The organism is Paenibacillus sp. CB74 (assembly GCF_055687625.1).
The window spans coordinates 6,388,976-6,415,564 of record NZ_CM146009.1 but is presented as its reverse complement, the minus strand read 5'-3'; the positions used below and the strand labels follow the sequence as shown (position 1 = coordinate 6,415,564).

At 45.7% G+C, this 26,589-nt stretch carries 20 protein-coding genes; 1 reads left to right on the top strand and 19 read right to left on the bottom strand.

The features are described from left to right. The 17 genes from cyoA to ACX9NY_RS28140 all read right to left on the bottom strand — a co-directional run bounded on the left by cyoA (position 1) and on the right by ACX9NY_RS28140 (position 24,557). Positions 1-975 (bottom strand): ubiquinol oxidase subunit II, encoded by a 975-nt coding sequence (gene cyoA / locus ACX9NY_RS28220; RefSeq protein WP_472476329.1) that lies wholly within the window; start codon positions 973-975, stop codon positions 1-3. A gap of 318 nt (positions 976-1,293) precedes the next feature. Then, the gene (locus ACX9NY_RS28215; protein ID WP_091038518.1) at positions 1,294-1,557 is read right to left on the bottom strand and encodes a hypothetical protein; all 264 of its coding nucleotides are present in this window, start codon (positions 1,555-1,557) and stop codon (positions 1,294-1,296) included. A 373-nt stretch (positions 1,558-1,930) separates the two neighbouring features. Continuing rightward, the gene (locus ACX9NY_RS28210; protein WP_339257447.1) at positions 1,931-3,277 is read right to left on the bottom strand and encodes a GH1 family beta-glucosidase; all 1,347 of its coding nucleotides are present in this window, start codon (positions 3,275-3,277) and stop codon (positions 1,931-1,933) included. A gap of 16 nt (positions 3,278-3,293) precedes the next feature. Beyond that, positions 3,294-5,678, bottom strand: a complete 2,385-nt coding sequence (locus ACX9NY_RS28205) for a glycoside hydrolase family 95 protein (protein ID WP_472476326.1) — start codon at positions 5,676-5,678, stop codon at positions 3,294-3,296. A gap of 190 nt (positions 5,679-5,868) precedes the next feature. Then, on the bottom strand, positions 5,869-7,566 hold the full coding sequence (locus ACX9NY_RS28200) for an ABC transporter substrate-binding protein (RefSeq protein ID WP_445252588.1): 1,698 nt from the start codon (positions 7,564-7,566) through the stop codon (positions 5,869-5,871). 323 nt (positions 7,567-7,889) lie between these two features. Next, on the bottom strand, positions 7,890-9,593 hold the full coding sequence (locus ACX9NY_RS28195) for an ABC transporter substrate-binding protein (RefSeq protein WP_339237807.1): 1,704 nt from the start codon (positions 9,591-9,593) through the stop codon (positions 7,890-7,892). Positions 9,594-9,968: 375 nt separating this feature from the next. Then, a complete protein-coding gene (locus ACX9NY_RS28190) occupies positions 9,969-11,657 on the bottom strand; it encodes an ABC transporter substrate-binding protein (RefSeq protein WP_339237809.1) in 1,689 nt (562 codons plus the stop codon). Positions 11,658-11,844: 187 nt separating this feature from the next. Continuing rightward, on the bottom strand, positions 11,845-12,747 hold the full coding sequence (locus ACX9NY_RS28185) for a carbohydrate ABC transporter permease (RefSeq protein ID WP_278298248.1): 903 nt from the start codon (positions 12,745-12,747) through the stop codon (positions 11,845-11,847). A gap of 15 nt (positions 12,748-12,762) precedes the next feature. Beyond that, on the bottom strand, positions 12,763-13,746 hold the full coding sequence (locus ACX9NY_RS28180; protein WP_339257451.1) for an ABC transporter permease: 984 nt from the start codon (positions 13,744-13,746) through the stop codon (positions 12,763-12,765). Positions 13,747-14,023: 277 nt separating this feature from the next. Then, on the bottom strand, positions 14,024-16,933 hold the full coding sequence (locus tag ACX9NY_RS28175) for a glycoside hydrolase family 2 protein (protein ID WP_472476323.1): 2,910 nt from the start codon (positions 16,931-16,933) through the stop codon (positions 14,024-14,026). 174 nt (positions 16,934-17,107) lie between these two features. After that, on the bottom strand, positions 17,108-18,706 hold the full coding sequence (locus ACX9NY_RS28170; RefSeq protein ID WP_472476321.1) for a response regulator: 1,599 nt from the start codon (positions 18,704-18,706) through the stop codon (positions 17,108-17,110). Then, positions 18,699-20,489 (bottom strand): sensor histidine kinase, encoded by a 1,791-nt coding sequence (locus tag ACX9NY_RS28165; RefSeq protein WP_339257457.1) that lies wholly within the window; start codon positions 20,487-20,489, stop codon positions 18,699-18,701. Before ACX9NY_RS28165 ends, ACX9NY_RS28170 begins: the two co-directional genes overlap by 8 nt. 284 nt (positions 20,490-20,773) lie before the next feature. Further along, positions 20,774-21,196, bottom strand: coding sequence for an OsmC family protein (locus ACX9NY_RS28160; RefSeq protein ID WP_017692209.1), 423 nt, complete (start codon positions 21,194-21,196; stop codon positions 20,774-20,776). Between the two features lie 278 nt (positions 21,197-21,474). Then, entirely contained in the window at positions 21,475-22,221 is a 747-nt protein-coding gene (locus ACX9NY_RS28155; RefSeq protein WP_339257462.1) for an amino acid ABC transporter ATP-binding protein, read from the bottom strand. Between the two features lie 16 nt (positions 22,222-22,237). Further along, entirely contained in the window at positions 22,238-22,882 is a 645-nt protein-coding gene (locus ACX9NY_RS28150) for an amino acid ABC transporter permease (protein WP_253441002.1), read from the bottom strand. A 32-nt stretch (positions 22,883-22,914) separates the two neighbouring features. Continuing rightward, a complete protein-coding gene (locus ACX9NY_RS28145) occupies positions 22,915-23,766 on the bottom strand; it encodes a substrate-binding periplasmic protein (protein WP_472476318.1) in 852 nt (283 codons plus the stop codon). 158 nt (positions 23,767-23,924) lie between these two features. Then, the gene (locus ACX9NY_RS28140) at positions 23,925-24,557 is read right to left on the bottom strand and encodes a TetR/AcrR family transcriptional regulator (protein ID WP_472476316.1); all 633 of its coding nucleotides are present in this window, start codon (positions 24,555-24,557) and stop codon (positions 23,925-23,927) included. Positions 24,558-24,771: 214 nt separating this feature from the next. Here ACX9NY_RS28140 and bacA point away from each other — a divergent pair, with 214 nt between their 5' ends. Then, positions 24,772-25,581, top strand: coding sequence for an undecaprenyl-diphosphate phosphatase (bacA, locus tag ACX9NY_RS28135; protein WP_421894780.1), 810 nt, complete (start codon positions 24,772-24,774; stop codon positions 25,579-25,581). Between the two features lie 284 nt (positions 25,582-25,865). On the opposite strand, the gene ACX9NY_RS28130 is transcribed toward bacA, so the two are convergent. Both ACX9NY_RS28130 and ACX9NY_RS28125 read right to left on the bottom strand, forming a co-directional pair. Next, positions 25,866-26,048 (bottom strand): hypothetical protein, encoded by a 183-nt coding sequence (locus ACX9NY_RS28130; RefSeq protein WP_472476314.1) that lies wholly within the window; start codon positions 26,046-26,048, stop codon positions 25,866-25,868. Positions 26,049-26,259: 211 nt separating this feature from the next. Beyond that, complete coding sequence (locus ACX9NY_RS28125; protein WP_017692202.1) at positions 26,260-26,586, bottom strand: thioredoxin family protein; 327 nt, start codon at positions 26,584-26,586, stop codon at positions 26,260-26,262. Positions 26,587-26,589 lie beyond the last annotated feature (3 nt).

Genomic DNA, 26,589 nt, shown 5'->3' with positions numbered 1-26,589 from the left:
TTAGTTAGCACTCTTGTCCTTATCTTGATTGGACACATCTGTTTGACTTTGAATGGCTCCAGAAGCTTCACTTGAACTTCCATGCTTACTGTGAGCACTTTGACCATCGACAACATACTTGGTCACAATATTTTGGAACAATCCTTCTGGGAAGGCAGAATAATAAGCTACATTGCTTGTTCCTGGTTCAGCCAGTGCAGCGTAACCCTCTGTAGTCAATTCCTGAGAATTCTGTTTCACTTCAGCGACCCACTTGTCAAAATCTTCGTCCGATGTAGCATTCACATCAAAACGCATTTCTCCAAAATGCTCACCTGTGAAGTTAGCGCCTGAACCCCAGTACTTGCCTTCATGATCTGCTTGCAGATACAAGGTCATCGCCATACCCGACATCGTATAAATCTGTCCTCCAAGTTGCGGAATCCAGAATGAGTTCATCGGTGAATCCGCAGTGAGTTCAAATTTCACGGGCCGGTCTGCCGGAATATTCAGCGTGTTGACCGTTGCAATCCCTTGCTCAGGATACATAAACAACCATTTCCAATCCAGTGAAGACACTTGGATGGTAATTGGTGCTTTCTCGTGAGCCAACGGCTTCGAAGGCTCCAGATCATACGTGTAACGAATAGTAACAATGGCAAGCAGTCCAATAATAATAATTGGAACCGTCCACCAGATTGCCTCCGCCTTCGTACTATGAGACCAGTTAGGCTCATAAGCAGCTTTGTTATCCGGCTTATCGCGGTAACGCCATACGATTACGGCAGACAAAATGAGTACTGGCACAATGATGACAGCACACAAAATTGTCGAGATGACAATCAAATCTCTCTGCGAAGCGCCAATTGGCCCCTTCGGATCCAGAACAACGTATTGTCCGCCTGCCAGCATTGGCCAGACAATCAATGCAATTGTAACCAACGTCAGGACAACCGGAATGATAATCCGGATTAGCGACCTAGGTTTCTTGTTCATTTTGATCCCCTCTCCTTAAATTCGCTCATACTGAAAAATCAGTATACTACTCTCTTCCTACTAAAGATATCAGAAATGAACAACTTTTTTGTTCTTGTTAACAAATTTGTCGATTTTACACCTTAAATGTGTGAATTTTTTCTCACAAATCGCTTGCATGGTTGATATTTGTACATTGTAATCTTTACACATCAAGTCACAAAATAAAACCCTTTGCAGTCCCGTTGATCAGTGTCAACGAATCCGCAAAGGGCTTTATTGACTGGATTCCGGGTACTTATCCAGTCTTATTATGAACGAATTAACGCAGGATTATAATCAATCGGCGCCTTCGTCTTCCCGGCGTGTATGAACAAGGCCAATTGCTTTGGCAATTACGTAAATAAACACACTACCTACAAGGAATCCAATACCGACCATCAAGCCAAGATTACGATCATTAAAATCATTCAAATTGATCAGACACATGACCACTCCCGTAATGAGTGCGACCCATGCCAGAACTGTCATCGTCAAGACGGCGCGCCGCATATTTTTGTCTTTGCGCTCCAATTGGCTGACCATTGCTGTCTTCGATGCCATAGTAAACACTTCCTTTTCCCTTTTTGTAAGTGCTTTCCTTATACCAATATACCACATCAGTATGAATTTTAGTCAACAAATGTTCAAATTTTATTCGCAATTTGGACACTTTATTTTATTTTCAACTGTTGACAAAACATTATTCATTTTACTCATACTTCTTATAACCCAAAAATCGTCTTTTCATAACAGGAACTCTACTTGACCTTATGAAACCTTTATGAACTACTCTTTGATAACTGTAAAAATACAAAAAAGACGGTGCATTGGAATACTCCAATGTTACCGTCTTTTTCTTCATTAATAAGGTATCCATGTATAATGCAAACCTGATTTCCCCTTAAAAATACTTTTGCATTTATTGGGGCCCCCCTTAGTTCCTTGTCTCCAGCCAATTATTCTTAATGACATTCTGATACCAGTAATAACTCTCCTTCGGTGTTCTTACAAGTGAACGATAATCGACATGAACGAGACCGAAGCGCATCCGGTAGCCTTCTGCCCATTCGAAATTGTCCATTAATGACCATGCCATGTACCCTTTCAGGTTAATACCGTCATTAATGATGCGGTGGATTTGGGCCAAATGCTGCTCATAATAGGAAATCCGGCGATCATCGTTAATTTTGCCATTCTCCAAATCATCATTAATACAGGCACCATTCTCCGTGATATATACATCCACATTGCCGTACTTTTGCAAGTAATGCATGAATTCATACAAACCGCGTGATTCCACCGGCCAGCCGATATCTGTCTTGGTCAAGCCCATATCCACTTCTTCCGATTGAAGAACACCCGCTTCCGGATTGAAGCGATTAATTCCCATCGTGTAATAGTTAATGCCGAGCAGATCGATTGGTTGCGAGATAATCTCCATATCGCCTTCCTGGATTGGCACCGTAGCTCCTGCTTCTGCGAACCAGTCCACCATAAACTGCGGATACGTGCCTTTGTAGATCGGGTCTAGGAACCAATCGGTATTGAGCGCAATGGATCGATCACACGCTGCCTGGTCTTCAGGAGATTTGCTATACGGCTCAGCCCAGCACACGTTCGGAGCGATACCAATCTGACCGGTTGTCCCCAGGCGACGGAACGATTGAACGGCTTTACCATGAGCAACCAGCAATCCATGTGCTACATTAATTGATGTTTGCAGGTCTTTGTTTCCTGGCGCATGAATCCCAAGAAGGTTCGACAGGAATGCGATACACCAGGGTTCATTAAACGTTAGCCAAAAGTTGATCTTGCCCGAGAATTCCTTGAAAATCACCTCGGCATATTTCACAAAAGCGTCTACAGTTCTGCGGTTGCCCCAGCCACCGTCATCCTCCAGCGTTTGTGGAAGGTCCCAGTGATACAGGGTGAGGAACGGTTCAATACCCGCCTCTATCAATGCATCCACGAAGCGATGGTAGAAGTCCAGTCCTTCCCGATTGATCTCTCCATCTCCGTCAGGAATAATGCGCGGCCATGCAATGGAGAACCGGTACGTATTAATCCCGAGTTTCTTCATCAGTTCGATGTCTTCCTCATACCGGTGGTAACTGTCACATGCGACATCCCCATTGTCTCCGTTAAATACTTTGCCAGGTGTGCGAGCAAATGTATCCCAGATGGATACCCCGCGTCCACCTTCCTGTGCAGCTCCTTCTATTTGATAGGAAGCTGTTGCTGTCCCCCATCGAAAATCTTGTGGAAATTGAAAAATGGTCATGGTTAGCTCCTCCGTCTCATGATGACACGCGGATCGTCTGTCCTGCGGTCATTGTTAAAATAGTTACATAATCGCCCTGGGGCGTAAGCTCTGCCTTCGCTTGTTCATTTCCTTCCACACGTAGCGGATAAGTACTGCGAAGGGTTAGTGAATCACTTCGATCTGCTTTGATAACCGCTGACGCAAGCTTGTTGTCCGTCCACGTAATTGCTACCGTATAACCACCTCTAGCACGAAGCCCTTCAACACGACCTTGAGTCCAGAGTTCAGGCAGTGCCGGTAGCAAATGTAACTCGTTCAAGTGGCTCTGTAATAACATCTCGGCGATTCCAGCCGTACCTCCAAAGTTACCATCGATCTGGAATGGTGGATGGTCATCGAACAGATTCGGATGTGTGGATCGGGCCAGTAACGTGCGCACAAACTGATGTGCATGGCTGCTATCCAGCAGTCGTGCATACAGATTGATCAACCATGCACAGCTCCATCCTGTATGCCCACCACCTTGTGAGATACGACGTTCCAGCGATATTCGTGCTGCTTCCACCAGTTCTGGTGAATGCACTCGATTGATCTGCTCCCCGGGATACAGTCCATACAGGTGAGAGACGTGACGATGCCCTGGCTCGGATTCGGCAAAATCCTTAAACCACTCCAGCAATTGTCCTTCACTTCCGATACGGAATGGATAGAGTTTGTCCAGCGCCTCACTCCACTCGCTTGCCAACGATTCATCTATATTTAGCTGCTTCGAGGCTTCAATACAACGGCTAAACAATTCACGAATCAAAGTCATATCCATCGTTGAAGCCATGGATATACTGCGTGCCTCTCCAGCTTCTGTCAGAAACTTGTTCTCTGGTGAAGTGGATGGAATTGTAACCAGATATCCCTCAGGTCCTTCCACCAGCCAGTCGAGACAGAACAACGCCGCTTCCTTCATGATGGGGTAGGCACGTTCCTCAAGAAAACGTTGATTACCGGTAAATTGATAGTGCTCCCATAGATGCGAGGTAAGCCACACACCGCCCATCGGCCAAAAAGCCCAGCTTGCATCTCCACCTGTCGGCGTAGAGGTTCTCCAGATATCTACATTATGATGAGCAGCCCATCCACGGGCTCCATACAGAATACGCGCCGTTCTGCGTCCTGTATCACTGAGATCGGTCAACATATCAAACAGCGGCTCATGACATTCACTCAGATTGCAGACTTCTGCCGGCCAGTAATTCATCTCCGTGTTGATGTTGATGGTATAGTCACTATGCCACGGCGGTTCTACCTGATGGTTCCAGATTCCCTGCAGATTGGCAGGCTGGCTGCCCGGCCGCGAACTAGCCATTAACAGATATCTTCCATATTGGAAATAAAGTGCTTCTAACCCGGGGTCTTGTTCCCCTGCCTGATAGGCCTGTAGCCGCTCATCCGTAGGCAATTCTGCGTTAACCGATGCACCTAAATCAATAGAGACTCTGTTAAACAATGCGCGATGATCTTGTACATGTCTTTCCCGAAGCACTTCCGCACCATGTGTGATCGCTTTGGAGATCATATCCACGCATTCCTTTTCGAGCAACCGGTTATCCTTCACAGGCAACACATCGTAACTTTCAAAGGACGTAGCCGCTGCCAGATAGAAAACAACCTGATCAGCACCCTGAATGTGCAACTTGCCTTCCAGGTTGGAGACCTTTGCGTGCTCCCCTGTTGCCGTAACTGCTACACGTACTGCATATGCGGTTCCCCGATCTTCTTCATACAGGACGGATTCCGGGTGATCTCTAAAATAATTGGATTCCACGTGACTCGGGCAACGGCTAAACATCGTGAGTGCATCTCCTGAGGTCTCAACGCAATAAGGGTGGGGACTGTCTAGCGTAACGCTGGCATTCAAAGCAGCCTTTCGATCCGTAGTCCATGTGCAAACCATCAGATTATCCGAAGCACTGGAATACACTTCACGTACATAACGAATTCCTTCCCGTGAATACGTCGTGGTAGCAATACCCGACTCCAGATCAAGTTCACGCTCAAATGCTTCATACGAAAGATCGTCCAGACCCTCATGGTGTAACAGAAAATGCCCCATTGGCTGGTAAGCCTCCACGTCACGGCCGAGCATCTCTCGGTTCAACAAATCCTCAGCTTCACCATACTGTCCAGACATGATTAACTCACGCGTCTGCTTCAAATACCGCTGACTGCTGTATTGAATCGTATCCCGCGGAAATCCTGACCATAATGTATCTTCATTGAGCTGAATTCGTTCATCCGCTGCGCCGCCATACACCATGCCTCCAAGACGGCCATTTCCGATGGGTAGTGCTTCTTCCCAGCGTTTTGCCGGTTGTCGATACCATAAACGGTTGATTTTAGTTAGGTTATTGTGTAGGGACATCATTAACTCCTTTTCCTCAATTAGCTATCGAAGTATTTATGTCATAAAACGTTTTCGGTAAGTGCTTACATTAAGGAGATTATATGTGATTTCCAAATTTGCGTCAATGTAAATCATCACACCTCCTCCACATAAAAAAGGCCCCTATGAAGGGGCCTTCTTTTGTTTCAGCATGGGTTGAGGACAATCCATGTTATTTTATATCTTTTCCTGTCCAAAGGGAGACACGGTCTTTCACCCAAACGGTATATTGTTTCTCCATCTCCACTGCACCTGCTTTGTCCAATTCATCCAGGAAAGCATCATAGGTTGCGTCAAAGTTTGCTGGTGAAGTCAGAACAGCCTCCGGAATACGTTTACGAACGATATCCTGTGTTTTTCGGAACGTTACTTCATAATCTGTACCTGAAGGTACAGACATGTTGTATGCTGCTCCCCATTCCTTGAGCTTCAGATCATCTTCGGAAGGATAGAAATCTTTCCATGTTGTAATACCGTAGGCTTTCAACGTTTCCTTCTCGGCTGCAGTATAACCCGCTTGAATCTGCTCAGGGAAGTTCGTTGTATAATAGTTATCCGTAGAATCTTTCACACCATCGCCGTATCTTGCACTAAAGGCACTATACATCCCAATGCCTGTTTCTTTGCTGAAATTCGAGTTGTCATTGGTTTTGCGATCCTGAATCTCGTCAGGAATCACACGTTTGCCATTTTCGACGTTATAGTGTTGGCCTTCAATACCCCAGTTTCTCAACACTTGTCCTTCATCAGAAGCAAGCCAATCCAAGAATTTGATGATACGTACCGGATCTTTGGCCGAAGTTGTGATCCCGATGCCGTAACCGTCAAATCCGGTTGGTTGGAACGTATGATCTACAATATCCTTGTTCAAAGACACGGAGAAGTGAGCATATGTGGCATCGTCCTTGCCTGCTGATTTGAGTGCATTTTCAGCTTCTTGATAGTTCCACTCTTGATCGATCAGACCGAGTACACGGCCACTGGCAATTTTGGACTTATATTGATCATCCTTTTGAACAAATGTATCCTTGTCCAACAGTCCTTCATTATACATTTTGTTCAACCAACGGAAGTACTCTTTCTCTTCTGGACGCTTGTAGTGAAGCATCGCTTCATACGTTTCAGGGTTAATGTAGTATTCACCATCATCAGGGGCACCTGTTGCCTGGAAGGCCGGGTTCGTTACCGTGATCATGATCTTCCAGTCATCTGCATTCAATGTCAACGGAATGGTTGGTTGACCATCAATGGTTGGATGTTTTTCATAATAGGCTTTTAGTACATTCTCATAATCCTCAAGTGTCTTCACTTCAGGGTATCCAAGCTCTTTCAATACTCTTTGTTGAATTTCGAATCCGCCACCTGCATCAAATACAACATTATCTACACCCATGTTTGTTGGGATCGTATATATCGACTGATCTTCCGTGTTATATTTCAGACGGTTCATCTGGTCGCCATAGATTTTTTTCAGGTTCGGAGCATGCTCTTCAATCAGATCGGTCAAATCCAGCATTGCACCTGCATCCACAAGCTTAGACAAGTTACCTTTAGGGAAGATGAGGTCAGGGTAATCACCGCTGGCCGCCATAAGTGCAATCTTCTGATCGCCACCGTTGTTCACATCATACTCAGCTTCAATCGTAACGCCTGTTTGTTTAGTAATCTCTTTACCGACTGCATCTTGCATCTTGTTCCAGGTCGGGCTTGGATCTGCACCGAAGAACGTCACTGTAATTGGTTCAGTTCCACTGGACTCCGTAGTTTCTTTTGTTCCCGAATTCCCGCATCCAGCTGTGACCAGCATTGCACTTGCGAGCATCAACATTGCAAACGTCTTGGGTGTATTACCTTTCATCTTGCCTCTCATTGTCTAGTTCCCCCTATTATTTATGAAGGTTTTATCTGTATAACAGGCTTTATGCCTGAGGATACCACTTTTTTTGAATGCGCTTACGACTTATGCTGTAAAAGCCTGATTTTCAAAGATAATTGTCAGCAGCAACTATTTTACAACATTGTTCTTATAACAGACATAAAACGTTTTCGAAACATACTATAAAACGCTTACTGAAAGTGCTTACATGATAGATTATAGGCTATCCATCCGCTTACGTCAACAATAAAAAAAGCCCTTTCTCAAGGGCTTTTTTCGCTATGAAAATCCTTCACTTTAATGCTTGGTTTTCAACCTTATTTCACGTCTTTACCAGTCCAGAGGGATACCCGATTTTTAATCCATACCGTATATTGTTTTTCCATCTCCACTGCACCTGCTTTATCAAGTTCAGCCAAGAGACCATCGTATACGCTGTCGAAGTTTTCAGGTTTGGCAAGGATCGCCTCTGGAATACGTTTGCGTACGATATCCTGTGTTTTTTGGAACGTTACATTGTAATCCGTGTCAGAAGGTACAGGCATGTTATATGCTGCGCCCCAATCTTTCAATTTCAGATCATCTTCGGAAGGGTAGAAATCTTTCCAAGTTGTAATACCATAAGCTTTCAATGTCTCTTTCTCTGCTGCAGTGTATCCAGCCTGAATCTGCTCAGGGAAGTTGGTTGTGTAATAGTTATCCGTAGCATCTTTCACGCCATCTCCGTATCTCGCACTGAATATATTGTACATACCCACGCCAGACTCTTTCGTGAAGGCAGAGTTATCATTGGTTTTGCGATCTTGTACTTCTGCCGGGATAACGCGTTTGCCATTCTCTACTTGGTAGTGCTTGCCTTCAACGCCCCAGTTTCTCAGGACTTGACCTTCATCAGATGCAAGCCAATCCATGAATTTGATAATGCGCACCGGATCTTTGGCTGAAGTTGTAATTCCAATGCCGTAACCGTCAAAACCTGTCGGCTGGAATGTATGGTCCACAATGTCCTTGTTCAGGGACACGGAGAAGTGAGCATATGTTTTATCGCCACCGTTGGACGATTTCAAAGCATTTTCCGCCTCACCATAGTTCCATTCCTGGTCGATCAGACCAAGTACGCGGCCACTGGCAATTTTGGATTTATATTGGTCATCTTTTTGAACAAATGTGTCTTTGTCCAGCAGACCTTCATTGTACATTTTGTTCAACCAACGGAAATATTCCTTTTCCTCAGGACGTTTGTAGTGGAGAACGGCTTCATAGGTCTCAGGATTGATATAATACTCACCATCATCCGGTCCACCCGTAGCTTGGAATGCAGGGTTCGTTACCGTGATCATGATCTTCCAGTCATCTGCGTTTAATGTCAACGGAATAGTCGGTTGACCATCAATCGTTGGATGTTTTTCATAATACGTTCTCAGTACGTTTTCATAATCCTCAAGCGTTTTCACTTCAGGGTAGCCAAGCTCTTTTAATACTCTTTGTTGAATCTCGAATCCGCCCGTAGCGTCAAATGCAACGTTATCTACACCCATATTGGTCGGAATCGTATAGATCGCTTGATCTTCCAAGCTATATTTCAGACGGTTCATCTGATCACCATAGATTTTTTTCAAATTGGGAGCATGCTCCTCAATCAGATCGGTCAGGTCCAGCATCGCGCCTGCATCCACAAGCTTCGACAAGTTGCCTTTAGGATAGATAATATCAGGGTAATCACCACTCGCAGCCATCAAAGGAATCTTTTGATCTCCACCATTATTCACATCATACTCAGCCTCAATTGTAACTCCCGTTGCCTTGGTAATCTCTTGACCGACAGCATCCTTCATGTTGTTCCAGTTCGGACTTGCATCTGCACCAAAGAATGTAAAGGTTACTGGACTGGTGGTGTCTCCGGAATCAACCGGCTTTTCTGAAGCGTTACTTCCTCCTCCATTGCTGCTGCATCCTGCTGTAATTGCAAGAGCACTGGCTAACAGAAGCATTGCGAATGTTTTTGGTGTTTTGCCCTTCATGTGTAATCCCCCTTATGGATATAATGAAGCTGTATATTTGTATAACAGGCTGACCTGCACATACCGTGACCAGATGAAACGAATGTCATTTTCTTGTTCTTATAACATTAGAAGCGTTTTCTGAAAAATGAAAAACTGCCCTACACTACCTTACTTCCTTCCCCTTAGGGAATTTTCACCCCTGCAATCAGGCTACATATCACATGATGTACAAGCAAATGTAAGTGCTTTCATAATTGAATAATAATGCCTCTTAAAGTCCTTGTCAATAGTGAATTTATAAAATTGAAAACGTTTTTTAGAAAACGTTTTAGATAAAAAAAGAACCCGTATAACACGGGTTCTTTCTCTTTTTAAATCTGTCTTGCTTATTGTTTATTTAGCCTCTTCACCGCTCCACAACTGAACACGGTTTTGAACGAGTTCTGTATATTGTTTTTCCATGTCCTCTGCTCCTGCTTGGTTCACTTCTGTAATCATGCCATCATAGATGGCATCGAACTGCTCAGGAGTACTCAAAATGGCTTCTGGAATACGTTTCCGGATGATATCCTGGGTTTTCTTAAAGATGACGTTGTAGTTGGAGTCCCCTGGTGTTGGCAGATTGTATGCTGCTCCCCATGGTTTGATTGGGAACTCGTCTTCACTAGGGAACATATCTTTCCAAGTTGTAGCTCCGTAAGCTTTAAGTGTTTCTTTCTCAGCATCGGAATATGCCGCCACGATCTGTTCAGGGAAATTCGTAGTGTAGTAATTGTCCGTTGAATCCTTCACACCATCTCCATAGTGCCCAGAGATATTGGTGTACAGTCCTATACCCGTCTCTTTCTGGAACACAGCTGCATTATTCGTTTTTTGGTCCTGAATGTCGGCAGGAATGACACGTTTGCCGTCCTTCACTTCATACTGTTTACCTTCAATTCCCCAGTTCATCAATACTTGCCCTTCTTCAGAAGCCAGATAATCGAAGAATTTGATCGTACGAACCGGATCCGGATTGGTCGTTGTAATCCCTACACCCCAACCGGATACAAAACCAGGGTCTTGGAAGGTTTGATCCTTGATATCCTCGGAGAGGGTAACCGGGAAGTGTGAATACGTCGCTTCAGACTTGCCCGCGGATTTCAAAGCATTCTCTGCATCGGAATATCCCCAATCCTGGTCAATAACACCAAGAACACGCCCACTTGCAATTTTGGATTTGTATTGGTCTGTTTTCTGGATGAAGCTGTCCTGATCCAGCAATCCTGTGTTATACATATGGTTCAACCAGCGGAAGTACTCTTTTTCCTCTGGACGTTTGTAATGCAGCATTGCTTCGTACGTTTCTGGATCGATGTAATATTCACCATCATCCGGTGCACCCGTTGCCTGGAATGCCGGGTTCGTTACGGTAATCATGATTCTCCAATCATCCGCATCCAGTGTTAACGGGATGGTTGGCTGACCATCAATCGTAGGGTGTTTCTCTTTGTACGCCTTCAAAACATTCTCGTAATCCTGAAGTGTACGCACTTCCGGATATCCGAGTTCTTTCAGTACACGGTGCTGAATTCCAAATCCACCACCTGCATCAAAGTATTTCTGGTCTACCGCATAATACGTCGGCAGCACATAAATAGCCTGATCCTCATTACTGTATTTCAACCGGTCCATGTAATTACCATACAGCTTCTTGAGATTGGGAGCATATTGGTCGATCAGATCTGTCAGATCAAGCATTGCTCCGGCATCCACCAGTTTGCTAAGTTCTCCTTTGGGTGACACGATATCCGGATAGTCTCCGCTCGCCGCCATTAAGGAGATCTTATCCTGACCACCACTAACGGCAAATTCACCGTTAAGCGTTACCCCTGTTTTTTCTGTAAGGACTTTACCCACTTCATCCTTCATGCCATTCCAGTTCGGACTGGGATCAACACTGAAGAAATCGAAAGTAAGTGGAGTTGTCTCTGCGCTGGTATCCTTGAACGACGTATCACCGCCGCTTCCTCCACCACAACCTGCGAGTAAAGACATTGCAAGCACTGGTGCCAGTGCAATCTTCATTTTGGAACTTGCCATAATGGTAATCCTCCCTGTTTCATATGTCTGTTTTGTCCGGGACTTTTTTGTCCCTGTCTATAGCTTCATGAATACCACACCGCAGCCCTATACGGTGAAGCGCAGACCAAATGGCTGCGCTTCGGGTATCCTGATGCTTCATTTGTAGATGTACGGCCACTCTATGTGGCAGCCTATACAAGCTTGCTTATGCTTTTACTGCGCCCAATGTCATACCGCCAACAAAGTACTTCTGTAGGAACGGATATACAATCAGGATTGGAACCGTTACAACGATCGTAATCGCCATCTTGATTGATTCAGGTGAAATCTGTGTCATCTGTTGTGCCATGTCATTGGCATTCCGTCCAGCACCTGAGCCTTGCTGCGTACTTTGCAGTACTTTCATCAGCTCATATTGGAGCGTGGTCAGATGTGCCTTCGAACCATTATACAGGTACGTATCGAACCATGCATTCCATTGACCTACAGCCAGGAACAATGCGATGGTTGCAAGTACCGGTTTACACAGTGGCAGGATGATTCTGTAATAGATCGTAAAGTCATTCGCACCGTCCAGCTTCGCGGATTCCTGCAATGCATACGGCAGACCATCAATGAATGAACGGATAATGAAGACGTTAAATGCACTGATCATGCCTGGCAATACATATACCCAGAATGTACCGATCAGGTTCAGGTCACGCATCAGGATGTATACCGGAATCAGACCACCGGAGAAATACATCGTGAGTGCAAGTGTTGTAGAAACAAATTTACGAAGTCCAAAGTCAGGTCTGCTCAGTGTAAAAGCGATCATGGAGGAACTGATCAATCCGAGCACAGTACCTACAAGTGTACGCAGGATGGATATCTGCAAACCTTGTAACAATCCATCATATTGGAAGATCGTTTTGTAATTCTGTAATGTGAATTCGCGAGGCCACAAGTAAATCCCGCCACGTACTGTATCTGTCGAGTTATTGAGTGAGATGGCTAGTACGTTAAGGAATGGATATAGTGTTACGATCAGCACCATGGTCATCGCGAGGATGTTGAATATATCGAACAGTTTATCGCCCCGAGTAGCATTGAATGCTTTGTTCGCCATAATGTCGTCCCCTCCCTACATGATGCTTTCTTTGGTGAATTTTTTGAACAAGCCGTTCGCAGTAAACAGAAGGATGATACTGACAACGGAGTTGAATATACCTATGGCTGTACCATATGAGAATCGTCCCATATTCAAACCATAATTGAGCGCGTATAGATCAAGGACTTCCGAGTAGTCTGTGACCAGACTGTTGCCGAGCAAGAACTGCTTCTCGAAACCGATACTGATAAGATGTCCAATCGACATGATGAAAAGTACGGAAATCGTGGTCCGAATGCCAGGCAGCGTGATGTGCCACATTTGTCTCCAGCGGTTCGCTCCATCTACACGGGAAGCTTCATATAACTCTTGGTCAATACCGGTAATTGCCGCAAGATAGATGATGGCATTCCAACCGGTTTCTTTCCACATATCTGAAGCGGTTACAATGTACCAGAACAAGTTCCCCTTGGCCATGAATTGGATCGGCTGGTCAATAATGTTCAGGCCTACCAAAATGTCATTGATAATCCCTCCATCGGTGGAGAGCATCTTGGTAATGATCCCGGCTACAACGACCCAGGATACAAAGTGAGGCAGATAGGATACTGTCTGCACGGCACGTTTGAAGAACATACCTCTCATTTCATTCAGGAGAATAGCGAAGAAGATCGGTACGATAAAACCGACAACTAGTCCCATCAAGCTCATTGCAAGCGTATTCCGAAGTACCAGATAGAAACGTTCATCACTGAACAGCTCTACAAAGTGTTTAAAACCAACCCACTCTTGATCACCAAACGATCTGGCAGGTTTATAATTTTGGAAAGCCATCGTCCATCCCCATAGTGGCAGATAGTTAAATACGAAAACCCAAGCTACGAATGGCAATGACATGAGATAGAGATATTTCTGCTGTTTCATTCTGTCCCAAATTCCGTTCCGCCGATTCTTTAAAGGCGGTTTGGGGTCACTGCTTCTGTTCGCGGAAGCGGATTTTTTTGTTAGCGTTTCCATCTCCGTTCCCCCTCCTCTGTTTTATAGAATAATCATACTCGATAGAGCGTTTTCAAAATACCATCTGGATTTTAGAGAAAATCATATAAAAATTAGATATAGGCATATATAATCAGACATTATTTCGTTAAAATCAGTGATAAATTCTACTTTCAAATGCATTAAAAGCAATATAAAGGTAAAATTAAGTTTTATATGTAATATTCGAAAACGTTTTATAGTAATCGTTTACTTCAACATAAAGGCACGCAAAAGGGACCCTTGAAGGTCCCCGTGTCTACAATGTAAATTGAATGGTCTGCAGTTTGGCGATCCCGAGCAATTGTGCAACTGATATGGAGCTTTCCGGTTGAAAGTGATCTCCATGCAGATACGCAAGTATTTCCTGAAATAAATAGGAGGCTTCCGGACGCTTCATTAACGACAGGTTAGTAAAAGGAAGTGAGGACACCAGAATCTTGCCCTTCCCTATAGTTGCCTCAAATGCATAAGCAAGTCGTTTGGCCCGATGGAAGTGGTCCACCACCTCGATCAGCGGCTCCACTCCTGGCAAAGTATCCAAACATATCGCTGGTGTACCATTTACAAGATGATACCAATGCCAGTCGGAAGCTCCATCATGAGGGAAAGAGCCCAGCAGTGGTACCTGATCTCTCAAATACATGCCCATCGTTGCACCAGGCTGTGTAGCGAACATAAGGTAATTCCAGAATACAGGCAAATATTTGGTCTCCACTGAATCATATAGCCCTTCTGCGATTGGCTGTAGCCAAACAGTTCCACCGTTGACTACATAATCAACAACATTGGGTGTTAAGGACTGAGCGATAACCAAGTCGATCTTTCCATGTTTCAACAACCGGAATCCATCGATGTGATCTACGCGATCATTATGCGCTTCACCTAGGAATGGCTGCAACTCTACAACTGTATTCCAGATCCGATTCGAACCCGGATGGGACTGATACAAAGGAAACGACCAGCCATGCCATACATTGGTTGCATGAATGTCCGAATCACCTGACCGCAGCTCTGCTTCAATCCGAAACGCTGCCGCCCCCTCACGAGGCGCAGTAGCAACAATGCTTCCCATTGAAATGACGGACCCACATTGAATATCTCCGGTTCTCCATTCCCCTTCGGTATGTACCACTTCATCGCTAATCAACTTCCAATGTATGGATACATTTTCAAGTGGAACTTTACCATAGTGAGATATGCGAACATCCACATCAATGGATTCTCCAGCGTAAAATGTACGCTCCTTGCAGCTTAGCAACACGACCACATCGGAGTTGAATTGCATGAATTCTTCAGGTGTTGTAATGCCTTTGTCGTCCCAGAATACATCCAGAATACCCGTCGTAGCATGTCCCTGACCCGGAAAATCACGGATATCCAGCAATTGCACGCCCGCAGCATCCGGTGTTCGTCTGATCCGCTCCATGGCTTCTTTTAAGGATCGTACCAGATGTGTACCGCTGGCTTGTTGAAAATGCTCCAGATCTGCCATCATTCCTTTGCGAGTAAGCGATTCCTCAATGGGTAGCAACCAGGAGGGACGCAGAACGCCCGTATATTTGTCTCTTTCCTGAGGCCGCACATACATGGTGTATTGTGCATGTTCATGTCCAATTACCGGATGCTCTGCAAGTCTGGTAACGGCATGATAGTCCAGTGTTGTATCTGGTACAGCAGAATATGCAGACTCCAGCGGGGGATGCCAGTTCAACGACTGAATATAATAATCCCCTTCCCGCCCTTGCGCTGGAAGCTGTCCAAAACCTGTATTATCCGTATATAAACGGGTTGGGTCCATCTCTTTTGCCCTGGAGACCCATGCAATAAGTTCCGGATGGCCATTCGCACCGATAAGTTCATTCCCCATGGAGAACATGACAAATGAAGGATGTCTGTGTAATGACAGGAGCAACCCGTCCAGTTCCTGTGTCAGATAGGTCAACACTTCAGCCGGCGCTGACTGATCTGACTTTTCAAAGAATCGAGACCAATGGGGCAGCTCTGCCTGCACCAGCATGCCCTCTTCATCAGCCGCATCCCAGAAAGGCTCCGGCGCGCTCCACCCATGCAGCCGGACATGATTGAAGCCATACGATCTGGCGACTCGAAACTGGCGAATGTAATGTGCCTTGTCCCAGACGGGATAACCTGTGAGTGGAAAGATGCAGCAATCCACATAGCCGCGTAAATAGACAGGCGTTCCATTCAATTTGAGCTGCTTACCATCTGCAACCAGAGAACGTACACCAAATGTCTGCTCTACCTGATCCAGTTCCCGTTCACCATCAAACAGACGGAACACGGCTTTATACATTTTGGGAGATTCATCCGACCATCTGGCGACAGACTTCTCTGCCCCAAGTTCCAATCGCCAATGATCAATTACAGCTTGGCACTCAGTTGAACCTACTGAGCTTGGATCAGTTGGCGGTCGAGCTTCCAGCTTCACATGAGAACTATATCGATCAAGCCACGTGCCATCAGGATGCTGGATATCCACATGTAATTGAACAGCTCTATCCGCTTTACTTGCGGGAGCGCTTACAGTACAGCCCACCAGAATGGTCCCATGTTCAGCATCGGGTTGAATGCGTAACGTCTCTAGTCGACATGGAGGCAGACAGTCCAGATAAACCCCACCGGTAATTCCACCCCAGGCTGTAGCTGTATGCAATGAATGTATATGGCTTCCGGCCAGCGGAAGTTTCATCGTATTATCCACGCGCATCTCCACCCGATTCACTTCTCCCTGCTTCACCAGAGAGGTGACATTCCACTTTTGTTGATTCACCAGACTATCCTGCTGCCCGGCATAATGCCCATTCATCCAGAGATCCGTTGTCCAGCGAACCCCTTCCAGTCGAAATACATACTGGCAGCTAGGGTCATCTGATGGAATATGAACATCTTGAGCATACCAGGCCGAGCCTTCATACTCACGTATTTTGGTCCAGGTATCGAGCCTTTCGTATTCAGGCTCTTCTCCGTATCCCTGCTCTTCCCATGAACCGGGAATCTGAATGGTCTCCCATGATGTATTTTCACACTGTGAAGGCGGTAGTATCTTTTGTGCAACATGTTCATCGGGCTCCAGATCCAATCGAAACTGCCATGTTCCATTGAAGTTCAATGTATGACGTGCCTTAGCTATATCAGACAAATTCATATCGTATAACCATCCCTTCAACTGAGTTCTTGTAAACTCAGTCTATGATGTGGTGCCCTCCGTGACCATTGCTTATCATGGGAAGTGCATGGACAATATGATGAAGCTGGAACATGTCAGTGATGTCGAAAACGTTTTACTTTATAAGCAGGGGCAAGGCCCATTACTTCGTACTCATTCCTCGTTTAGGTCAGCCATTGATGCTTTGGACGAAGATTGGGTTCTCGCCTGTTTGTAAGCAGAAGGAGATTCCCCAACATATTTCTTGAATTTACTGTGGAAGTAGTCCACATTCGCATACCCGACTCTCGCCGCGACCTGATGGACCTTCAATCCTTCATCCAGCAATTCCTTGGCCTTTTCCATACGAACCTTGTCCAGGAATGCATTGAAATACTCTCCAGTATGATTCTTGAACAACTTCCCCAAGTAACTGCTGTTATAGTTAAACACTTCAGCAAGGACCTCCAGCTTGAGATTTTCGCCAGGGTTACGTTGGATAAATTCAATCATCTGTTTCAATACAGTATCCTTGCTCCCCCCACCCATACGTTGAATAAGGCGATTAAAATGTTCCAATGCCATGACTTTGAGATCCGACATCGTAAATTGATGATAGACTTCATTAATCAGAACCGAATGTTCCTGCATAATGGAGTGCATATGTTTATTCGTAGCTGCAAGCTTGTTGAACGCTAGGGAGAACACTTGTGAGAAGGCCGTTTTGATCGCTTGCTCTGTTCGGTGATATGGGACCAAGCGCTCTTCCATCTCACCCAGTACCCGCATAACGGACTCACTGCTACGGATGTCTAACGCATAATACAGCTTGTCACCGAGTTCGTCCTCAACGGGCTCATGTGTTCCATCCACAGCTTCAGCTCCTGGCTTAGCAACGCCTTTGCCTTCGCTACCTTCAGTCCACAGCATGATGCGCTTCTCTGTGAACAAGAAGCGTTCACCGAGTGTACGATTCGCCTGCGTGAATGAACGCGCAATTTCAGAAGTGAAATGTACGGGTTCACCCGCAGCACCATACATGTGGACCTCCCATTCTCCCAGAAGTCCTTCCAGCTCATCATAAAGAATTCTTGCAGATGACTCGGATGTGATTGTTTCCTTGCTTAACAACCCCAGACCGGAATGGAACGAGAAGACGATGCCCCGGTCTTTCTGGTCAAATGCTTCAATCAGTTTGCGTTTCATAACACTTCCTCGTTGCAGATCGGGGGCCGCATGCATCTCAAGCAGAATAATCTGATAGTTAGGCCAGTGCAGCCCCAGGCTATCTTCTTCCATGCTGCCCGCACCTTCCAAACTGTCAAAGAGCAACGCCTCAATCTGGTGCTCCAGATAGACAGTATCTTCACCAGCTTGACGTGCCATTGTCTCCCGTTCACGGGTCAGGATCGTAGCAATCCGCTCCAGTTCACTGATGATCTCATCTTCATCCACCGGTTTGAGCAGATAACCATCCACACCAAAACTGATGGCTTTCTTGGCATAATCAAAATCGGCATAACCGCTCAATATCAAAAAGTGCGAATCCGGATGATTCCGGCGCACTTCTTCAATCACATCCAGCCCAGTCATACCGGGCATGCGAATATCAATAATCGTCAGATCAGGCTCCAATTCCTCAAACCGGGAGATAGCCTCACGCCCGCTTGCAGCTGTAGCGATGACCTGGAATCCATATTTTTCCCAATCGATAATGGTAGTCAGTCCCTCACGTATGCTCGGTTCGTCATCCACCAAAAACACTTTATACATGTTGGTCCCCTCCTGCTGGCAAGGTGAAAGAAACCTCTGTTCCTTCCCCATATACACTCTTCATCTGCAATCCATATGGCTCCCCGTACGTCAATGTTAAGCGTTGATGTACATTACGCATGCCGATCCGACTCTTCTCCTGTTCCTCCGGCCCACAGATAAACTGCATCACCTCAGCCAGTCGTTCTGGCGTTATGCCTGCACCATTGTCATCCACACGGATCTGCACAATGTTCTCTACTAAACGAATACTTATATGAACACGGACTGTGCCCTCTTTGTTCTCCAGACCATGGACAATCGCATTCTCAACCAAAGGTTGAATAATGAGAGGCGGAATGTACATCTTCTCCACCTCGGGATCAATGTCGATCTGGAATGCAAGACGGTCGCCGTAACGGAATTTCTGAATTTCCAAATAGGAACGTACCATTTCTAGTTCAGCCCGGAAGGTTGTTTTTCCACTGCCAATCTCCAGACTCTTGCGCATCAGCTTGCCCAGCAGTCTGACGATGTTGGCAATCTCCGCTTCTCCCTTAATATGCGCTTTCATCCGAATGGACTCCAGTGCATTAAACAAGAAATGTGGATTGATCTGGCTCGCCATCATTTTCAGTTTAATCTCTTTTTGGGCGATTTCCAATTGATTGTTCTGTTCTGTCGCTTCTACTACCTGCGTCATGAGTTCATTGATACTTTTCACCATATAGTTGAACTGTCGTGACAATTGTCCAATCTCATCGTTTCCATCAATCCGCGAAGTCACATTCAGATCACCTAATGCCAGCTTGTTGAGGTGTTTACTCAGCCGGAGTAATCGGTTGGAAGTGAGGAACGAGATGATATATACGAATAATAGGGCGATAACGAGCACAAGTATAATGAAAATCATGCCAATCATGCTGACGGTGTTCGCGTCTTTGACGATATTTTTGGTGGCAAAAACCGAAATAACCTTCAGACTGTTCATGCTCGATCCAGGACCCAACTCATCAATAACAATGTTGGAGGGCTCCCCCCGGAAATCTGCTTCAATGGTTCCCTTTGCCTGATTCTGCAGATCAACGCCAAAATCAAGCTCGTCCAGCGTTTTCCCTACCAGTTCGGTATTCTTTGCTGCAACCACATACCCCTGCTCGTCCGTAATCATCGTCTCAAACTGTTCCTGACGGAGCAATCCATTCAGTTCATCCTGATTGATGACAATCATCAATACGCCCTCGGTCCGATATTCGGCAAAAGGTACTTTGCGTACCAAGCTGAGCTTGTGTACAGGATTATCTTCCTTGTCCGGAATGTAGAACCACCCGATGCTGGTTGTTTTCAATGCCTGTTGGTACCAGTAGCTCTCTTCCGTCTGCTTGTCTACCGGGATGAATTCGAGGTTGTTGATCAATGTTGGGTTAGTTGAGTAAAAACGAATGCCGGCGATCTCACGGTACAAACGCCTGTACTCCTGAAAGTCTTTGTACGCAAGATAAGCCGAGGTTAGCTCCACAACGCTCTTGTACCGTTTATTCACGATCTCCTTGAGATCCGCATTAAACATTAAAAGATTGGATATATCCGTTGGTACACGCAGCATCGTCGCCGTCTGGCTCTTGATCTTGTCCACATTGATGATTGTCTGTCCTATCGCATTGTCCAGGGCTTGCTGGCGAAAATAACTTGTCACAGCAAGACCAACAATCAATACCGGAATCATGACAACCAGTACATAGGAAATGAGCAATTTATGCTTTAATTTGAGATTATTGGTGGTTCGTATTAGCCTTTTAAACATGTCTGCACCTTCCGTCATCTGTATAAGCGCTTACATATAAAGAGCAGGATCAGGATGTTCTGTCCTCTAAATTAATCATACCACATAACCGCCAGAATTCGGATTGTCATCACAATGGATATATCTGTTGCCGGGCAACAAGCCAGCATAGTTTCTCATGTTAATATGGCTTCTTATGCGGTCGGCCGAGCTTACCACATTATTTCGTTGGTAGGTTAAAAAAGCCAAATAGGCACTCCCACGATTGGAAGTGCCTGCTCAGTATAAATTTTATGCGCGTGCTGTTAAGGACGAGGTGTGCTAACGCCGTTCAGGATCAGCTTCGGATGAATGTCGGCGTTCAGTGAAGCGGAAACTGCACAATATTTTTCCTCAGCCATTTGGATGGCTTTCCAGATACGGTAATCCGGGATATCCCCATCGACTTTGAAGATCAGATCAATGGATGTGAAGCCTTTCGGCATCTCTTCGCTGCGTGTCCCCTGCGCTTCAATCTCAATCGACTCAATTTTGTCCAGGAATGCGTCCAGAATCATCGTAATATCGATTCCCATACAGCCGCCGAGACCCGCCAGTAACAATTCCATCGGGGTTGCACCCTTGCTGTCACCACCATAAGCAGCAGTGGCATCCATGCCAACCGCGTAGCCAGACGGTCCTTCGGAAGTAAATGCGCGTTTGCCTTTCCATACGGTTGTTACATTCATGATGTTATCCTTCTTTCTTAAAATAGGTTAAGTTCAAGCGAAAAAGGTTTGCACTTTCCACTCCGATGACAGAATAACCTTCCGATCGCTGTTATCCCCAGATTTTTTTGATTCCCTTCTTCAAGGAGAAAATCAGGGGATAAAGGCGCACGCTCCGCTTCTCCAGGTTTCTTCTGTCCTCTCCGTTCTTGTGCAAAAAGTTTAGTTGAACTGATATCGTTCACGACCTTAAATACCCGCTTAGGATACGTTCGTTCTTCCGATCGCTGTTATCTTCATCAAAATTCAGTAATTTGTTGCAAGAAACGGCGGGTGCGTTCTTGCGTCGGATGTTCAAAAAAGGCCTGTGGACTTGCTTCTTCCACGATCGATCCATCCGCCATAAAGACGATTTTGTTCGCCACATTACGGGCAAACTTCAATTCATGCGTCACGACCAGCATCGTCATGCCTTCCTCTGCCAGCTCCTTCATAACGGAAAGCACCTCTCCGACAAGTTCGGGATCAAGGGCAGAAGTTGGCTCATCAAACAGCATCACTTCAGGCTCCATCGCAAGTGCACGTGCAATGGCGACCCGCTGCTGTTGTCCACCGGACAATCGGGATGGATATGCATCCTGCTTGTCCGACAGGCCCACGCGATCCAGAAGAATCCGGCCACGTTCGGCCGCTTCGTCACGCTTGATTTTTTTCACCGTCACAAGACCTTCCATGACATTGCCCAGCACCGTCTTGTGCGGATACAAATTGAACTGCTGGAATACCATGCCGGTCTGGCGGCGAATCTCCAATACCCGGGCACGCTGTACACGCAGCGAATCAGCACTGTTGACCACAACACCGTTCACTTCAATCTGTCCTCCAGACAGTTCTTCCAGTCCATTTAGGCAGCGCAGCAAGGTACTTTTGCCTGAACCACTCGGACCGAGCAATACAACAATATCTTTGGCATCGACATGAAGATCGATGTTCGTGAGCACTTCATTTTGTCCAAAACGTTTGGTAAGTCCGGTTGTTGTAATCATCGGTTCTCTCCTCCCATCAGTAAGCGCGGGCTAACCGGCGCTCCACTTGTTCCAAAATGGCCGAGAAGCCGATACTCATAATCCAGTAGATCACACCGATCGCCAGATAAAACGGCATATTCACCGCATATTGTGATACCAGCAGTTGTGCCGAGCGCAGCAACTCAGTAACACCAATCGCAGCCACAAGTGATGTTTCCTTCAACATGCCAATAAACGTGTTCCCCATCGGCGGGATGGCGATGCGCACAGCTTGCGGGAAGATAATGCGTCTCATTGCTTGAGCCGGGGTCATTCCGGTTGCGTATGCAGCTTCCATCTGTCCTTTCGGTACAGCCTGAATCGCTCCACGGAACGTCTCCGACAGAAACGCACCTGCATTCAGACTTAGTCCCAAACAAGCAGCTGTAAGGGACCCCAGGGTCACTCCATAATCGACCAATCCGTAATAAATGACGAATAATTGCACCAGCAGCGGGGTTCCCCGCATGATGGATACATAAAACCTTGCGATCAGCCTAAGCCACATCGGTCCCTTTAGACGAGCAATAGCAACAAGTAATCCGATGATGAATGCAAAAAACATCGAGATCACCGTTACGTATAACGTATAGTAAGCCCCCTTCAGAAAGAAGGGGATATTCTCAAATACCAGTTCCATGGGTTAAATCTCCCCTTCGCCTTGCCAGTTCATTATTGCGCAGGCTCTTCACCAAACCATTTTTTGAAGATGGTGTTATATGTGCCATCATCTTTCATGCCTTTGAGCGCGTCATTCAATGCTGCAACGAGTTCCGGATTGTCTTTGCGAACAGCGATACCTGCTTGGTCACTCTTGATTGCTTCGCCTACAGCTTTGATCTTTAATCCGTTGGCATCAACAATCGGTTTCAGTGCGTACATGTTGTTGATTGTGGCGTCAATCCGTCCAGCATTCAGGTCTTTCAGTGAAGAGATGACATCGTCATATGTTTTAATCGTGAAGTCTCCCACTTTAGGCAACACTTCATTACGCAGATACGTCTCATCATTTGTACCCAGACCTACGCCAATTGTTTTTCCTTTGAAATCTTCCAGCTTGGTAATATCGTTATTGTCTTCTTTTACAATGATTTTCACTTGGTTCGTAATATACGGATCACTGAAATCGAGAACTTTCTTACGATCATCGGTAATGGTCATCTGGCTGATAATGGCATCCAGCTTCTTCGCTTGCAGACTTGGTGTCAGACCGGAGAACTCCTGTGATACAAATTCAACCTTAACCCCAAGACGCTTCGCAACCTCACGTGCGATATCTGCATCATAACCGTCCATTTCTTTCTTATCGTTCAGGAAGTTGTATGGTGCGTATGTGCCCATCATGCCCACTTTAATCACGCCAGCAGACTTGATCTGCTCCAGTTCATTGCTTGCCTGTGCATCATTCGTGCCCCCATTGTCTGTTGCCTTACTTCCACAAGCACTAAGTACCAACACAGTCATCAGCAGAATCGCTGTCAAAGACCAGCCTTTACGCGTTTTCGATCCATATGTTTTGTTCATTACGTTAACTTCCTCTCATTCGTGTATTGATCTGGGTGTACATTTGGTTACGTTATTGTGATCAAACAGCAGTTGTACCCATTATTCCCTGCTAGTTGTGTAATCATGTGAATCTCTGGTCTCTCGTTGAAAATTAAAGCTGCGGACTTTGCACATGCTTATGTACCCAATAGTCCGTAAAATTCAAAGCTTGCTGCCTCAGCTGCCAACGAAGAAGCTGTCATGGCGGAGAACTTGCTGTGCAACTCATCCGAACCGAACAACCAGCGCGATATCATGCCTTCGATCATGCTTACCAACAGCGCTGCTCGCAGCGGTACATCCATGCCCTGAGGCAACATGCCGAGTTCGATGGCACGTTCCATATTGTGACGGAACGCAGTCTCGACGGCATTTCGTGTCTCCTCGACCAGACGTTGTACGGCTTCTTCGGTCACGATGCCTTTAAGCAACAGTTCCATAAAATATCGATTCTGTGCGGCGAACATGAACAGGTCAGTGAATAGCCTCTCCGATGCTTTCACCATATCTTCTACCGATCCGGCATCCTTGCGGTATCCTTGTCCAATCGCCTCAAGCAATTCCTCCTTGCCCGTTAATATAATTTCCGAAGCAATGGCTTCTTTGCTTTTGAAATGCCAGTAAAACGTCCCTTGCGCCACACCAGCCTCACGGACGATATCGGAAATTTTCGTCTGATGGTAACCTTGGGTTGCAAAACGCTCCATTGCTATGCGTATTATTTGGTCCCGCCGTTCTTCACCGGGTTCCAAACCGTTGATTTTGGTCATTCCTGTAACCCTCCCGATTGATGAGTCAGTCAGTTAATGTATATCCTATGGGATAACTAGGTTTTTGTCAATATAGTTTTAAACAAATGATTACAAGCATAAGTTGAAGTTGAGTGCATTTGTGATCATAATAGGTGATAGCCTTGTTCAAATGAACAGGCATGGTCAAGCAGGACAGCCTGTGCTGTCACCTGCATATCAAGGAGGAAGAGAATTGGACATTATATCATCCATTATTATGGGCATCATCGAAGGTTTGACTGAGTTTTTGCCCGTGTCCTCCACTGGACACATGATTCTGACTGCCCACTTGCTGGGTTTATCGGAGGACAACGAGTCAGTCAAAACGTTTGAGGTGGTTGTTCAACTCGGAGCTGTACTTGCTGTTGTTGTACTGTATTGGAACAAGTTCATTGATATGTTCCGCTTCACCGGAGGCAGCAGACCTTACTCCCGCCGCCTCAATCTGGGACATATCTTCCTGGCGATGGTTCCTGCCGTAGTCATCGGACTTGTATTCCGCGACTGGATCAAGGCACATTTGTTTGGTCCGGAGACAGTGCTGTACAGCCTCGTTATAGGTGGTATATTGATGATCGTGGCCGAACGCTGGAGCCGTAAGAGTGAACGCATTACTACCCATGATGTCGATGATATTTCTTACAAACAGGCATTCGCAGTGGGTATATTTCAGATCTTGGCATTGTGGCCAGGCTTCTCCCGTTCCGGATCAACGATCTCAGGCGGTCTCTTTGCAGGGGTAAGCCGCGTAGCCGCTGCGGAGTTCACATTCCTCGTGTCTGTGCCAATTATGATTGGCGCTACGGGATATGACCTGTACAAAAGTATTGATCACCTGAACGGCAGTGATTTCCCGATCTTTGCGATAGGATTCATCGCTGCTTTCATCGTCGCCATGCTTGCGATCAAGACGTTCCTGTCCATTTTGAAAAAATTGAGCCTGACCGTCTTTGCCGTGTATCGCTTCGTCTTGGCAGCCGTGTTCTTTATTATTTTAATGTAACCTTACATTGCAATGAATTAAGACAGGCAAAATCAATGGCGGCCTCACATTCCATTTGGAACGAGGCCGCCATATTTATGCTATATGTTATGCTTCTGTTCATTCACGATTCCGTTGATCTATGATTTTTGGGCTGCTTAGAAACAGGAATAGCTGTACTTAGATGAAGTCTTGCTCTTCGTGACTTCCTTTTTGGTTGGGTGGGACCATTGGTGATGCTGACTAGGTTCACTATGTATCTTGGACATTCAGATTCATGTTCACTTCTCCAAAAACAGTCTGGCTTAGGACCACTCTTTCACTTGAATGCTCCGGTGTTTCTTCCGATATTTTAATCTTTCACGCAGATTATATCTATTCTCCTTTTGTTGCTGCAGCAATTGCTTGACTCCGATCATCAACAATCGGTATCTTCGGTCATCATTGTGGCTTAATTGGTGCATTTCCTCAAAAATTTCATTTTTCATACGGATCTTGTTCACTCCAAATATTCAGTTTGTTCTCACAGTATACATGGGAGCACTGAACAAATTCTAAACAAGCGCTAGTCCTCAACTTCACTTATTCGAATACACATTTTGCGTGCTGGAATGAAGCAGAAAAACCCCTTCCTGTCGCTGGACAAGAAGAGGTCTCCGTAGTTAAGTTAATTAACAAGCTGCTTTTGCCTTCATACGCTTAAACTTTGGATTCAAGCGTCTCCAGATACTCGGAGATTTGAGCAGGTGTTTTAGCCCATTTGCTATGCAGATGTGCGATTTTCTTGCCGTTTTGGAAGACAAGCAGGCTTGGAATACCGCGTACACCATTTTCTTCAGCAAACGGCTGGAACTTTTCTGCATCTAGGGCATAGAAGGTTTTGTCCGTATGTTGGTCGATAACATCCCCGATAAAACGATCCAGGTTTTTGCAGTCTGGACACCAGGTTGTATCAAATTTAATGACGGTAAAACCATCAGAGTTGATTGTATCCAAATATTGCTGTTCACTTTGAATTCTTTCCATATG

Excerpts from the sequence above, each read along its gene's own strand:
- ACX9NY_RS28180 (WP_339257451.1), bottom strand. The coding sequence starts at position 13,746 with ATGGAAACGCTAACAAAAAAATCCGCTTCCGCGAACAGAAGCAGTGAC.
- ACX9NY_RS28190 (WP_339237809.1), bottom strand. The coding sequence starts at position 11,657 with ATGGCAAGTTCCAAAATGAAGATTGCACTGGCACCAGTGCTTGCAATG.
- ACX9NY_RS28130 (WP_472476314.1), bottom strand. The coding sequence starts at position 26,048 with ATGAAAAATGAAATTTTTGAGGAAATGCACCAATTAAGCCACAATGAT.
- ACX9NY_RS28125 (WP_017692202.1), bottom strand. The coding sequence starts at position 26,586 with ATGGAAAGAATTCAAAGTGAACAGCAATATTTGGATACAATCAACTCT.
- ACX9NY_RS28175 (WP_472476323.1), bottom strand. The coding sequence starts at position 16,933 with ATGAATTTGTCTGATATAGCTAAGGCACGTCATACATTGAACTTCAAT.
- ACX9NY_RS28155 (WP_339257462.1), bottom strand. The coding sequence starts at position 22,221 with ATGATTACAACAACCGGACTTACCAAACGTTTTGGACAAAATGAAGTG.
- ACX9NY_RS28160 (WP_017692209.1), bottom strand. The coding sequence starts at position 21,196 with ATGAATGTAACAACCGTATGGAAAGGCAAACGCGCATTTACTTCCGAA.
- cyoA (WP_472476329.1), bottom strand. The coding sequence starts at position 975 with ATGAACAAGAAACCTAGGTCGCTAATCCGGATTATCATTCCGGTTGTC.
- ACX9NY_RS28150 (WP_253441002.1), bottom strand. The coding sequence starts at position 22,882 with ATGGAACTGGTATTTGAGAATATCCCCTTCTTTCTGAAGGGGGCTTAC.
- ACX9NY_RS28215 (WP_091038518.1), bottom strand. The coding sequence starts at position 1,557 with ATGGCATCGAAGACAGCAATGGTCAGCCAATTGGAGCGCAAAGACAAA.
- ACX9NY_RS28205 (WP_472476326.1), bottom strand. The coding sequence starts at position 5,678 with ATGATGTCCCTACACAATAACCTAACTAAAATCAACCGTTTATGGTAT.
- ACX9NY_RS28145 (WP_472476318.1), bottom strand. The coding sequence starts at position 23,766 with ATGAACAAAACATATGGATCGAAAACGCGTAAAGGCTGGTCTTTGACA.
- ACX9NY_RS28185 (WP_278298248.1), bottom strand. The coding sequence starts at position 12,747 with ATGGCGAACAAAGCATTCAATGCTACTCGGGGCGATAAACTGTTCGAT.
- ACX9NY_RS28140 (WP_472476316.1), bottom strand. The coding sequence starts at position 24,557 with ATGACCAAAATCAACGGTTTGGAACCCGGTGAAGAACGGCGGGACCAA.
- ACX9NY_RS28210 (WP_339257447.1), bottom strand. The coding sequence starts at position 3,277 with ATGACCATTTTTCAATTTCCACAAGATTTTCGATGGGGGACAGCAACA.
- ACX9NY_RS28165 (WP_339257457.1), bottom strand. The coding sequence starts at position 20,489 with ATGTTTAAAAGGCTAATACGAACCACCAATAATCTCAAATTAAAGCAT.
- ACX9NY_RS28195 (WP_339237807.1), bottom strand. The coding sequence starts at position 9,593 with ATGAAGGGCAAAACACCAAAAACATTCGCAATGCTTCTGTTAGCCAGT.
- ACX9NY_RS28200 (WP_445252588.1), bottom strand. The coding sequence starts at position 7,566 with ATGAGAGGCAAGATGAAAGGTAATACACCCAAGACGTTTGCAATGTTG.
- ACX9NY_RS28170 (WP_472476321.1), bottom strand. The coding sequence starts at position 18,706 with ATGTATAAAGTGTTTTTGGTGGATGACGAACCGAGCATACGTGAGGGA.